The organism is Rahnella sp. PD4, assembly GCF_049199325.1.
GTDB lineage: Bacteria > Pseudomonadota > Gammaproteobacteria > Enterobacterales > Enterobacteriaceae > Rahnella > Rahnella perminowiae.
In genome coordinates this window covers 1-11,771 of sequence record NZ_JBLZQF010000014.1, presented here as the reverse complement: position 1 = coordinate 11,771, position 11,771 = coordinate 1, and the positions used below count along the sequence as shown (strand labels likewise).

The 11,771-nt window shown below is 53.4% G+C and carries 18 protein-coding genes; 2 read left to right on the top strand and 16 right to left on the bottom strand.

Features of this window, described 5'->3' with window-relative positions; genetic code table 11:
• Positions 1-36 precede the first annotated feature (36 nt).
• From traV to ACOZIO_RS23050, 12 genes are all read right to left on the bottom strand, one after another.
• Positions 37-603, bottom strand: a complete 567-nt coding sequence (traV, locus tag ACOZIO_RS23105) for a type IV conjugative transfer system lipoprotein TraV (protein ID WP_014695879.1) — start codon at positions 601-603, stop codon at positions 37-39.
• 116 nt (positions 604-719) lie between these two features.
• Positions 720-1,394 (bottom strand): adenylosuccinate synthase, encoded by a 675-nt coding sequence (locus ACOZIO_RS23100; RefSeq protein WP_112198211.1) that lies wholly within the window; start codon positions 1,392-1,394, stop codon positions 720-722.
• The gene (locus tag ACOZIO_RS23095) at positions 1,391-1,780 is read right to left on the bottom strand and encodes a hypothetical protein (RefSeq protein WP_112198212.1); all 390 of its coding nucleotides are present in this window, start codon (positions 1,778-1,780) and stop codon (positions 1,391-1,393) included. The genes ACOZIO_RS23100 and ACOZIO_RS23095 overlap by 4 nt, the downstream gene beginning before the upstream one ends.
• On the bottom strand, positions 1,777-2,163 hold the full coding sequence (locus ACOZIO_RS23090) for a hypothetical protein (protein WP_112198213.1): 387 nt from the start codon (positions 2,161-2,163) through the stop codon (positions 1,777-1,779). Before ACOZIO_RS23090 ends, ACOZIO_RS23095 begins: the two co-directional genes overlap by 4 nt.
• A gap of 138 nt (positions 2,164-2,301) precedes the next feature.
• Positions 2,302-2,727 carry a hypothetical protein gene (locus ACOZIO_RS23085; protein WP_421595767.1) on the bottom strand — a complete coding sequence of 142 codons (426 nt, stop codon included), beginning with the start codon at positions 2,725-2,727 and terminating at the stop codon, positions 2,302-2,304.
• Positions 2,696-2,896, bottom strand: coding sequence for a hypothetical protein (locus ACOZIO_RS23080; RefSeq protein WP_224266911.1), 201 nt, complete (start codon positions 2,894-2,896; stop codon positions 2,696-2,698). The genes ACOZIO_RS23085 and ACOZIO_RS23080 overlap by 32 nt, the downstream gene beginning before the upstream one ends.
• A 15-nt stretch (positions 2,897-2,911) precedes the next feature.
• Entirely contained in the window at positions 2,912-3,451 is a 540-nt protein-coding gene (gene rfaH, locus ACOZIO_RS23075; RefSeq protein ID WP_112198216.1) for a transcription/translation regulatory transformer protein RfaH, read from the bottom strand.
• A 14-nt stretch (positions 3,452-3,465) separates the two neighbouring features.
• Positions 3,466-4,857, bottom strand: a complete 1,392-nt coding sequence (traB, locus tag ACOZIO_RS23070; protein ID WP_112198217.1) for an F-type conjugal transfer pilus assembly protein TraB — start codon at positions 4,855-4,857, stop codon at positions 3,466-3,468.
• Entirely contained in the window at positions 4,854-5,585 is a 732-nt protein-coding gene (gene traK, locus ACOZIO_RS23065) for an F-type conjugal transfer protein TraK (protein ID WP_112198218.1), read from the bottom strand. Before traK ends, traB begins: the two co-directional genes overlap by 4 nt.
• A gap of 4 nt (positions 5,586-5,589) precedes the next feature.
• On the bottom strand, positions 5,590-6,189 hold the full coding sequence (locus ACOZIO_RS23060) for a TraE/TraK family type IV conjugative transfer system protein (RefSeq protein WP_112198219.1): 600 nt from the start codon (positions 6,187-6,189) through the stop codon (positions 5,590-5,592).
• A gap of 51 nt (positions 6,190-6,240) precedes the next feature.
• Complete coding sequence (gene traL, locus ACOZIO_RS23055) at positions 6,241-6,543, bottom strand: type IV conjugative transfer system protein TraL (RefSeq protein ID WP_112198220.1); 303 nt, start codon at positions 6,541-6,543, stop codon at positions 6,241-6,243.
• An 8-nt stretch (positions 6,544-6,551) separates the two neighbouring features.
• Complete coding sequence (locus ACOZIO_RS23050; RefSeq protein WP_112198227.1) at positions 6,552-6,977, bottom strand: type IV conjugative transfer system pilin TraA; 426 nt, start codon at positions 6,975-6,977, stop codon at positions 6,552-6,554.
• A gap of 199 nt (positions 6,978-7,176) precedes the next feature.
• Here ACOZIO_RS23050 and ACOZIO_RS23045 point away from each other — a divergent pair, with 199 nt between their 5' ends.
• The gene (locus tag ACOZIO_RS23045) at positions 7,177-7,791 is read left to right on the top strand and encodes an Arc family DNA-binding protein (protein WP_112198221.1); all 615 of its coding nucleotides are present in this window, start codon (positions 7,177-7,179) and stop codon (positions 7,789-7,791) included.
• Between the two features lie 43 nt (positions 7,792-7,834).
• On the opposite strand, the gene ACOZIO_RS23040 is transcribed toward ACOZIO_RS23045, so the two are convergent.
• Positions 7,835-8,224 (bottom strand): relaxosome protein TraM, encoded by a 390-nt coding sequence (locus ACOZIO_RS23040; protein WP_112198222.1) that lies wholly within the window; start codon positions 8,222-8,224, stop codon positions 7,835-7,837.
• An 804-nt stretch (positions 8,225-9,028) separates the two neighbouring features.
• On the opposite strand from ACOZIO_RS23040, the gene ACOZIO_RS23035 reads away from it, so the two are divergent.
• Complete coding sequence (locus ACOZIO_RS23035; protein WP_112198223.1) at positions 9,029-9,571, top strand: lytic transglycosylase domain-containing protein; 543 nt, start codon at positions 9,029-9,031, stop codon at positions 9,569-9,571.
• 127 nt (positions 9,572-9,698) lie between these two features.
• Here ACOZIO_RS23035 and ACOZIO_RS23030 read toward each other — a convergent pair whose 3' ends face one another.
• From ACOZIO_RS23030 to ACOZIO_RS23020, 3 genes are all read right to left on the bottom strand, one after another.
• Entirely contained in the window at positions 9,699-9,989 is a 291-nt protein-coding gene (locus ACOZIO_RS23030) for a DUF5983 family protein (protein WP_112198224.1), read from the bottom strand.
• A 57-nt stretch (positions 9,990-10,046) separates the two neighbouring features.
• Positions 10,047-10,871, bottom strand: a complete 825-nt coding sequence (locus ACOZIO_RS23025; RefSeq protein WP_217147323.1) for a DUF932 domain-containing protein — start codon at positions 10,869-10,871, stop codon at positions 10,047-10,049.
• A gap of 93 nt (positions 10,872-10,964) precedes the next feature.
• Complete coding sequence (locus ACOZIO_RS23020; protein WP_112198226.1) at positions 10,965-11,336, bottom strand: hypothetical protein; 372 nt, start codon at positions 11,334-11,336, stop codon at positions 10,965-10,967.
• Positions 11,337-11,771 lie beyond the last annotated feature (435 nt).

Here is an 11,771-nt window from a genome sequence, read left to right as displayed (position 1 = left end):
CAATAAATTCGGGCGTTAAGGTCCGCTTCATTGGCCTCATTCCCCTTCACTGATCACGCGAAAATCTGCATCCCAGCGGGATTTGTTCTTCACGAACTCGACCACTGCGGGCTGATGGAAGCTGTCTTGCTCATCCACCCAGGGGGCGATCCACAGACGCTGCGTGGCATCGGGAATACGACGGGCGTCCACCTGTCCCGGACCGGCATAGTCAGCCGGCGTAATGGGGCGGATGGCCGAGAGAGAGCGGGTGTTACTGCCTGCAACCGGAATGGTTGACGCCCGCAGCATGGCGTCGTTATTGGATACTGGCGTGCCGGCTATCGGCCGGGGGGCCAGGCCGGCGACGCTGATGGGGCGATCGGGAGACACGTTGGGTTTGATGTTTGTTGTGGAAGCCAGTGACTCAGCGGCAGGCTTTGGGACGGTTTGCGCCTCCGCCGTCAGGTCGTCCAGGCTTTTGCCTTTGGCGGCCAGGTGACTGGCGTCTGACATGGACAGGCATTGATCAGTGGCTGTCTTGTTACAGTCGAAATCGGAATTCATACCGGCGCAGCCGGTCAGCATGCCGCACAGCAGCACGGCAGGAAGGACTTTGAACATGGTGTTTACTCCGGATGCGGCGATGCCGCCTTTTGTGAAAGAAAAAATGAGTGAATGGTAGGCAGTGCAGTGGGGGGACTTTCTGTGTTCTGAATTACGGGTGCGCGATTCTTAGGTTAACGGGATAGAACATATGCGGGAATTGCGGGCAGAGGGCCGAACGTTTCTTCATATCGTTGCACCAGGCGGCGGAGCGTATATGCTTCTGTTTCCGTTTTCTTGAGGCTTTGACGCAAATGGTCACACTCGCTGGCTAAGCGAGATTTTTCCCTGACCGCTTTTCGGACGACCTTTTTAGCGCCCTCTGGATCAGCAAATTTCGCCAATGCATAAGCCAGCATATCCAGTTCAAAACGCAGGTCTGCCGGATGTTGCCAGAACGGCGACAACTGGTGACCCAGATACCCGCATGCGAGACAGCCACAAATATGACCGGCCTTCACCCTGACGTGTCCGCGCGCGTTCACCCACAGCAGTCCCCAACGGTCGGGAAGATCATTAAGGTCGATCAACCCTTCCGGACAAATGTAATACCGGTAAGTGCCCATGCCCGTTATCTCGCCACTGCGGTGGGGTTTTGCCCGGTCAGCCAGAAAATCAGAGCGGCTGACCTTGGACTCCACCACCACCGAACCGCCGTCAAACCCCCACCGGTACGCAAAGACATCTGCTCGCTCACCACCGTACAGTCCGCCTACTTCCGTTAATGCCACCTGACAGCCGGGGCCATTACCGCTCGCCGGACGCTTACACCACTTCGCCGCAATCGCGTTCAGTTCGTTATGTGTCATACGCCAAAAACCTCGTATAACTTTGCCACCACTCCCCCCGTTAACACGCAGCAGGCTTCTATCAAAAAGAGGGCGTTGATATCGTCAGAGTTTAATACGGGGAGACGCCAGGCCACGATGATCCAAAAGGTAAAACCCAATAGGCCCAACACCAGGGGGAACCCGAGTGCAGTCAGAATGATTTTTCCGTTGAATGATTTTCGTCTGGCGGCGAAAAAAACACTGACAAGATAAATACCCCCCAAAAGCAGCGTGCACCGCCATATGCTCCATTCTGCCCGTATATGAGCGAAATGATTGATAGCGGCCCAGCCGCCAAAATAGGCGATAAACGCCAGGACAAGAATGGCAAAGGGCCACAGGTTGTTTTTGCTAATAAACGTCATTCATCCCACCTTACAGCAAGCATCCCCATGAGAATGAGCCCATAAGAAATAGCACCGGCGGCATAAAAAAAACCGGCCGTCACCATATCTGTATAGGGATGCCAGAGTGCAATGCTGCATAGCACAAAACCGATGAGATAGAGCACCCAGGGGGCGATAAAAAAGGCAATCTCAGGGTACAGCTCTTCCCTTGACTCATCGTAAGCCAGTGCCCACGCCACAATGATCAAAAAACAGGTGAGCATGGCGATCACCCGCCACATGATCCATTCAGCAGGCATGACCCCGATGTGCATCAATTTTGCCCAGCACCCCAGTTGGGTAACCAACAACAGCACGAAGATCACAAATGACGGCCGGTACAACGCCTTAACCGCTCTCATTACGCGCTCCTCAGTTGATGGTGTCGCCCAAATGCAGCACTCTGGCCTGACGCAAAACGTCGTCTGGGTTACGTTGGCCACGGCGCTGCAACAGGTTGTTTTTACTCAGCTTCATCACGATCCCCTTATTTCATCTGGTTAATACTGCACGAGTTGAAACATTCGGCCCCCCACGGCACTCATCAGTGAAATAGCGCAATGCGTCATTAAAATTTCGTTAATCTGTGATGGGCCGAGATGAGGTAATTTCCAGGCGACAAAGGCAGACATCACAAACAAGACAGCCATCACGCCCCAGAGCGCGGCCATCATGCAGAGCGTATTGATGACCGAAAAATCAATCGCGCTGCCATAAATCAGAAACAGATAAAGTGCGCCGGCAATGAGGGCAAAGCGCCAATCACTCCAGTCGGCCTGTGTTGTATGGTGTAATTCGTATGCCCAGACGCCATAAAATCCGAGGGTTATCAGACAAAGGATGACATAGGGAATACGGTTGTTTTTACAATCACTCAGAAACATCATGTTCTCCTCAAAAATCCGGATTGAGATTTCCCAACCCATTGGCTGGCTGCGTCGCATTCCCGGCGTCGGCATCAGACTGGCCGTGCTCAAGTTTTTCAATGTCACTGAGCAGTGCCGACAACTCGCAGGATGACGCTTTGCGCTTCCAGGCCTGGCGGTAACGCACTTTTAATGCGCCGAGCCGGATACGTTGTTCCCGATTTTTCACCACACACCCCCCTTTTTATGCCGCTGCTCCCCGCCCCAATACCCGTACACGCAGCGTTTCCGGTGCCCGACGCCCGCAGACCGGCACCCGTACAACCTGATTCATCAGCGTCAGCATCAGCATGGCTCGCCTGGCTCCGTTGGGTTCGTCCCAAACGGCTTCCAGCCCTTCAAACACCCCGCTGAGAACCTCCACCCGGTCACCGTGCATCGGCATCGTCGGTGCAGGTGACAGGCAGTCATGGGTTTTCAGCCGCTCCACCACCTCATCGGGCACCACTGATGGCATGCCGCCAAAACTGATTAATGACGACACACCTCTTGTGCTTTTGATGGTGGTGGTGTGAATGACCTCCGGATCAAAACGCACGAAGATGTAACCGGGGAAAAGTGCCTGAGGTGACACCGTTTTAATCTGCGGGCTGCCGAGTAACATGGGGGTGATGACTTGTGCCGTATAAAGCGGCAGGAAACATGTCACCCCCTGATTGTCCAAATGCTGTTGTGCGCGTTTTTCCTGTGCATACTGCGTCTGTGCAACGTACCAGTGTTCCATATCCCGTCCCCCTGTCAGTTAATGGTATCGCCCAGTTTCAGCTGGCTCGCCTGACGCAACACGTCATCAGGATTGAGGACAGCAGCGCGGGTGACGTTATTCACCTGCGTGGATGCATTACCGGCCACCTGCTGCACGTTGTTCTGTGCGTCCCCTTTCTTGTCTTTATCCGCTTCAATGTCTTCAATGGTTTCCAGCCGGAAGCCCTGCTGGAAGACCACGGTCACGCTGTTACCCGCGCCGATATCAATTACCGGGTGATACTGCTCAGCCCGTTTTATCCAGTACTGGCTGAGCGTGTCAGCCGCCTTGCTGGCACCGCCCCCAATCCCCTGCTTAAACACGTCGCCGGCACCCACTGACGCCGTAGCCCCCAGTCCGACTGACGGCGTGGCGGCTGACTTGATGCCTTCCCCGAAGCCAGAGAGCAGCCCTGCCATACCGGCGTAGCCGATGATCTGACCATTACGCATCACCGGCTTGCCGCGAATACCCTGCTTGCCCTGATATGCCACATGTCCGTCAAACGGCATGTCGATATGCTTGCCGTTTTTCAGGATGCAGCTGATGTTTTTGGTTCTGACCTCACCGCGTTCGCTGGAGATGTCCCCCCAGATTTCGCCGGTGACGCGGCACTGGTCCATGTTGTAGGTTTTACCGTTGGGCATGGAGACATCACCAATCAGGGTGATGACCACGGGAGAGGTGTTTTGCTGACCGGTCACGCTGGCGTTGGCATCCGCCCCTTCAATCATTACCGCTTCCGAGAAGGAGCCGGACGGTATCCACGGCAGTTTGGTTTTTTTGGCCTGCAGTGAGGTATAGCTGAAGGTTTTACTGGTCATGCCTCCCAGATGGCCCGAGCCGGTGCCGGGGTAAAAACCGGCACCCTGCCCCTGACCTTGCCCCGGATAGCCCTGCCCGGCACCCGGCCCACGGTTGGGGTCGGTGACGTTCCACTGCGCGGGGCTAGCAGGGCCGGTGGCAACCGGGCCGGTCGTGCCTGCACCGGGGCCGTTGGCTGGCCCGGATGGCGGTGCGCTGGCCACAGGCGACGCCTGCGGCTGACTTTGCAGCTTACTCATGGCGTCCATGATTTTGGAAAGCTGTTGCTTGAGGGCTTCATTTTGCTGCTGCTGGTCGGTTTTGAGCTGGTTCACGCTGCTTTCCAGCGCCGACGTTTTGTTTTGCTGCTGAGCCAGCGCCGCAGTCGCCAGGTTGTCGGTAAAGGAGCTGGTGACCACGCCGCCGGTCATATCGACAGCTTTGGGTTTGGTCGGGTTCTTCAGTTCTGCCTGATGGTGGGTGTATGCCCATATCCCGCCCCCGACGCCGAGAGCCACCGCGACACACACGCCGGTTACGACCCACTGTTTGCGGCGGGTCGTGGTGTTGATGTTACTCATACCCCGCCCTCCGTCGCCGTGGAGAAGATAACCCACACGTACCCTTCACCGCCGGCATAAAGGTTATGGGTGGACAACATCACGGCACGGACACCCTTCTGCCAGAACTGTTTCTCTGAAAGCGATCGCGTGATGTAACCGGTGTTCTTCATGCGATAGCGCATGACCAGCAGGTGCGAGCCAACCAGCTGACGTTCAGGTGTCAACAGGACGCCCGGCAGCGGATTGTAGGCGGGTCCGCGCGCCGCTTTGGCTTCGATATAGTTGTCAGGTACGCCGCCGTTCACCACCGTGCGGGCCACGCTCACCAGCGTTTTCTCCCACGGCTGGCTTTCTTCCCAGGCTTTCGCATCCGGATTAGCCTTCATCGGCACCGACGCAGGGATAAGGTGCAGCGTATGTCCGCTGCCCGGTTTTGGCGTCACGTCAAGAGAGGCGCCGATACCGCTGGCCGTTTCCAGAAAGAGCGTGAAGTTCTGACCGGTCAGCGGCGTGATAAGCAGTGCCCCGTCTTCGGTGTTTTCCTGGGTAAAGGCACCGTCGGGACCGGTGACGCGGGTGATAAGCTCACCCTCAATGACAATTTTGTTCGGGCTGGTATTGCTCAGCTGCGCTTTCAGGTGCGCATCATTTTCAAATACGGTGCCCGCCGGGCCGCTGACGTCGGCCATCGCAGCCGGTACGAGGCAGAGGCCGGCGACGAACGCGGCAAGAAGTCGTGCTTTCATGCGGTTATCCCTGATGCTGTTTTGACACGGGTTGAGAGGGCTGCACTTCGGGGAAGGCGGTCAGACGGATAATGCCGTCCACATATTTCACGTTGAGCCGGTAGGCTTTATGCACATCGGGGATGTCTAACTTCAGGCTGCCGTTAGAGGTACTGGCAGAGAGCGTGCCGCTGACGATGATGTCACCGGTCGCGGGGTCGAACGCTTCATCCTCGATGCGAAACACCGTGGAAATGCCGTTTTTCTTGATGTAATCCGCCTCGACGGCCAGCGCTTTTTTCAGCTCAGACCGGGCTTCGGGCGGCACCCAGCGCAACAGGGCGGCGTGCTGACTGTCAACGGTGTCAGGCGTCACGCTCAGGCGTAAGTTAACAAACGAGCGCACCAGCATGTTGTTCAGGTTGGCATCCCCCTGCGACGCGTCGGAGGTGAATGACCGGTCAAATAACATCGGGGTGGTGATGGTTTTTTGCGTGGTCGCAAAATGCCAGGCCATGGCACCGGTGATGCAGGTGCCCACCAGGCTCAGAGCAAGGAGCGAACCGAGTGACGCCAGAGCCAGCAACGTCACCCGGTTTCGCGTTTCTTTCACTTGATACTTCATCGTTTCTTCCTTCGGGCAGGGAAAAGGCGCCACTCGAAAGTGGCGCATTCGCTATTGCATCCAGTGACGGTTGCCTGAATCAGGCACCCGCCTGAACTGCACCCGGAAAAGCACCGTTGGCAGATACCAGTAAAGAAGGTTTAAGAGCCACCATGAGCCCTGACCTTTTTTAAGGTGTCGGATAAGCAGCCAAAGGACGGCACCCACGCACAGCATCACGATAAAAATGTCGCAGAAGAACCCCGTCACCCCACAAGCAAAAAGCACAAAGGCTTCCTCGGGTGGCAGTCCGGCAACGCGTTTTTGCTGATTGAGGGTTTCCGGGAATCGATATTTCAACGAGTCCTGGTCCATAGAAGGAATTAATTGATGAGGGCGAAGAAAGCGCGGGTGATAAGGATGAGCATAATAAGGCCGGCAAATACCATCGGGTTACGGGTTTTAATAAAACCGGTCACCGACACGATAATTTCAGCCACATATAACACCCATTCCACCGTCGAGCCGTGACCAAAAGTATCATTGGCATCCGCTTTTTGCGTAGCCATTAAATCTGTTGCGTGAACCAGGTGGGGAGAAATAACCACCGCGAGGGCCAGTGCAAAGAAAATAAGAGTTCGCCGGGCGGCGGGAGACTGCGGAATAATAGGTTTAACACGACGAGAATAAAAAACATTAAAGTTAAACTGGAGAGTGCCGATAACCCCCCTCTGGAGATTATGTCCCCCTTCAGGCAAAGCTACCGCTACCCCTTCCGTCATACCGGAATCGGTCATCACTGATTTCATTATAAAAAACCTCGATTTGAGTAATAAAAATGTCAGCGTGCGTAAACAGACGTAACGCTCCCCTATCTTACATTGAGTCAAAAAAAAAAAAACTGTGACGCAAGTCACAGTTTTTTCGGTTTCTAAGATATTTCTTATCATTCACCGGTAGTAGGCTCACACTCTCATTTCCTGTGTTATTTCAATCAGGCACAAAAATATGAAAGTAAAAGAGAAGATATACGAACGGCGCGGCCGTCCGAGAAAATATACAATGGGCGAAGTGCGTTACCGCGTACTCTGGGCGCCTGAAAATCTGCTACTGGAGTTGCGTATTGCCGCCCGCGTTCGCGGGGTAAGCATGAACGATGAGGTGGTGGGCCGGCTGATTCAGTCGCTGGATTTCACCCCGAAAAAACCCATTATTAAAACGGAAGAGGGAGAGCGGTTATTAGCCCTGGCCCGTTTGTTTGATGAGTTTATTCAGTCGCACCTGGATATGCTGCGGGAAAAATATGCCCAGGAAGCGCCGGTGGTGGATGAAAATCGGCAGTTTGTGGCCGGTAAAATGCGGCGTTTCAGCAGCAGTTTTCCGGTGAATTTAAAAAAGGACATGGAAATCAGCGCACGGTTTAATCAGCGCAGTATGAATCAGGAAATCGTTCAGCGCCTGTTAGGGTCACTCAATTATTTCACTGAGCAGCAGTTGCCCGAAAATGAGGAAATAAAACGACTGCGTTCGCTGGCGATGCTGTTCGATGAATTCATTGTGTCGAAGGTGGCGGTAGCGGAGAACCCGTTAACGAATAAGGAAAATAACGAATCGGGATCTTAGTTATCCTGACAAGATATGCCGGGCAACCAGCCCGGCATAAACTTCACTCTTCTGCGATAAAATGTTTTGACTCTGACCTGTCTTCGGCGGCGCTCATGCCGGAGAGATTTCTGTCGAGTAGTTCCTCCAGTTTTTCATTCCCGCTCTCACCGCGCAGCTGCAAATACATTTCTGACATCATGGCCATCATAATGCTGATGCCTTCACGGCTGCCGGAAACTTTGCGTATTAAGTCCCGGTTAAACCCTTCCTGGTCAAAGCTATTTCCTTCTCCCTGGTGTTTTTTCACCATCAGCCCGATGTTAACCAGTTCATTGACCACGGAGGAAAAGTTCACCTCGCCGTGCGTGGCGCCGTTTTGCAACTCAATCTGCACCAGCTCCAGCACTTCCCTTTCGGTTTTTTCTTTGAAATAAATATTGCGTCTGGCCATCTCTTTTTCCTGTGTGTCCGGCAGGGATTTATTGCCGGTAATGTTCGCGTTATTTCCCGATGTATTAGTCAATCGCATGGGTAGGATAAAGCGAAAGGTGTTATTCTGTTGCTGGCGATTATTCTGCCGAAACTCAGTGTGTGTCAATACGGCACTGCAAATTAACATTGTCCGGTTTGGCTTGGGTGTGTTAATCCGGCACCGTGGAAGAATTTCATGTGTGTGAATCAGGCACCGCATGCCGTTTTAGGCGTATTCGCCAGCACTGACGGGTATTTTGATGTGTGTTAATTAGGCACCACCTCAATTATAATGGTGTGTTGATTAGGCACTACACACCATTAGGTGATATTTAATTTATTGATATTTAACTAAACACACTATTATCACACCATGCAGTGCTGGTTAGGGTGCCGGATTGACACACTATCAGGCACTGTAATCACACACAATACGGCACTTCACTAACACACCATCCAGCACTGCAAAGTGTGCTAATTAGCACACTCTTTCAGTGACACTTGTAAAATTTCATTAAAAATTACAGTTAACATCATGAATTACAACAACAAAACTGCAAGATGAAATCTTGCGTGGGGTGTGATGTAAGTTGTAAGAAAAAGCGGCCTGGTGAAATATCCCTATTCTGTTGATTTATTTAATTCCGTGGTGACATCAGAAGGCGTTCGCAGAGCGCCCTGTGCGCGTCTGTAACTAATTATCTTGCATCGGGAAAGGTGAAAGCGTATTTTCGCCAGAAATCACGCCGCGCTTATCCGGCGCATTCCTGGGGAATATAAAATAATGAAATGGTATGCTCTGCTCACGCTGGCGGCGGTGTTTTCTGCCCAGGCCAGCCCGGAAATGTGTTTTAACAAAGCGGGACGCGATTACGGTATTGATCCCCTTTTGTTGACCGCAATTTCAATAAAAGAGTCGCGGCTGAGAATGGACGCCATCAATGACCGTAACCGTAATAAAACAGAAGATGTTTGCGGCATGCAGGTTAACAGTTCACATTATGCGGCGCTGCGAAAATTTGATATTACTCGTGAACGGTTACTGAAAGAACCCTGTACCTGTATTTACACCGGTGCCTGGGTACTCGCACACAATTTCCGGGCTTACGGTAAAAACTGGGACAGCGTCGGCATGTATAACACCGGTCCGTCACCGAAGCTCATCGTGCAACGACGCGCCTACGCAACCGCTATTAAAAATATATATCGCATCCTGCTGGCCACACAAATGATTCAAAATAAACAAATCGCCCAGCGTGACGAAAATCCGCTTCTGGCCAGGTCAACGGCATCAGCCAATACAGACACTAAAGCAAACAATCAATAATGTAACCAGGAGGCGTGCGTATACGTTTTTTGATTTTATGACGCGGGAAGGGAAATAACTCTTGGGAATAATCGGGGAATTATGGGAAATATCCGGCGTTCTTCAATAGCGCCGGATGGATAAAGCGCTACCATTCAAAAACATCGTACCCGTCAAGAGTATCAGCGTCCGGGTCAAAACAGATCATCCCGATTTGGTGTTGTTTGCGCATACAAAAAACCAACGTCCTCACGGGCTTTGAAATCCCCATGTCTTTTAATTTCAATACCGGATACCGGTATTCACGCAGCATTAAAAGATAGCCATAGCCGGTGTCAAATACCCAGGGGAATTTTTCGTTGACGTATTGCGATAAAATTTCTCCATCGCCCGGCGTTATATGTGCCGTGCTGCATGTCATGCCGTTAATCTTTTCCATACTGTTGACCTTATGCACAGGGAGAGCGAACACCCTCCCTAATTTAAATGCGGAGTGTTACGCCTTCATTTTTTTAAACTGTTCGGCAATCATCCACAGCGCCCGGTTTAATTTCACGTCTCCGTCAATACCGTTAATCGCACGCGTCGTGGTGCGCTTTCCTTTTTCGGTGCGGCCGATTAATCCCCCCCGGATCATATTTTCCTGCACCCGCTGAAAGGTCACCCACAAATCATTTTGGCAGTCTTCTCTGCGGCGCGGCATTAATACACTCGCCGGGGTAACGGGGATTTTTTTATCGTCTTCCCCGTAGCGATACATGAGCGCCGCCTGGGCAAACAGGTCTTGTTCATCCCGGTTGAGGGGCATGTCTTTCATGATATTCATGTGCTCCTCGACCTTGTCAAAGATGCCGAGCACCTCATACGCCCCCTCGATAACCTGCCCGGTCACATCGCCTTTGTGCGGAACTCTGACTTCGCCAAAGTCCTCACCGCACACCATGCCGTTCGCGCATACAAATCTGAAAATACCGGGCAGCATCTGATAACTGCTGCTGCCGTCGTGTGAATTGAGCAGGATAATTTCCGGCACTTCGCTGCCGGTGATTTGGCGCTCGCGGCGCAGGCGCAGCATGTGTTTGGTATGGCCTTTTCTGGCCTCATCCCGGACGCGGGTCTGACAGGCAAAGAACGGCTGGAAGCCTTCTTTGCGCAGGCTGTCGAGCAGCTCGATGGTGGGAATATAGGTATAACGGTCACTGCGGGAATCGTGTTTTTCTTCAGAAAAAACGCTTGGGACGACGCTGGCCAGCTCGTCATTGGTCAGCGGACGGTCGCGGCGGATCTGATTTTTGGAACCAAAACGGGAAGCTAAACGCATAATGATATCCTCGATGTTTGTGATGATGCTAAGTCAGTGATGGCGTGATGCAGGAAACACCGGACGGTAAGTTTCGCCGCCCGGTCACAATGGCTAGTCCTCTTCAAACAATTCATTTCGCAGGTCGCAGTAGGCGTTTGCACTGCGTACCAGTGCCGCGTCCGTCAGCGTCAGGCCCTGTTTTTCCGCCGCCTGTACAAAGGCCGGATGGTCTTTTTCCGGCAGACGCTTGAGGTACGCCATTGCGCTGACGATCAGGTTGTATTCATAGATTTCGGCGTGCAGGCCGCAGCCCTGATGGGCTTTTTCACTCAGGCGGGAAATGACCGCATCGGCGCGGATCACATCGAAGGGATGCGTTGACGAAATATCAGTGATAAAGCCGTCCATGCGCAGGGACGTGCTTTTCGCCCCCCATCTTTCGGAAGATTCAGGAGCGGCGGTCTTGACGTTTTGTGTGTGCATTCTTCAGGTCCCCTTCAGGTTAAATGTCATCTCTCGGTGAGTTCTTTCGCGGCAAAGGGCGAAGTAGCGACGACGCACGGGGGAACGCAAGGGCGCCGCAGGCGTGCATTTCACCCTTGCGTTAACCTGGGCGGCGGTGCTACACCCAGCCCTCCGCGTAAGGGCTTACCGCGAGATGGATAACCGCATCCGGCAGAATGCACACACCCGACGACGAGGAACGAGGCGGCGACCTTAGCGGCCAGCGACGCTGGCCAGTGTCTGTGCGGCGGCGCAGCCGCCTGCGGGGGTTGACCTGGCCGTTGCCATCAGACCCTAGCCGTAGGCCGTAACCCCGGTGGGGTTACGCGGAGCTTACCGGCTTGCCGGTTAGCGCAGTCGGGCTCGACGACCGGCCGCAGGTCGGGAGCCGAAGGGGGCCATGTTCCGGCCGTG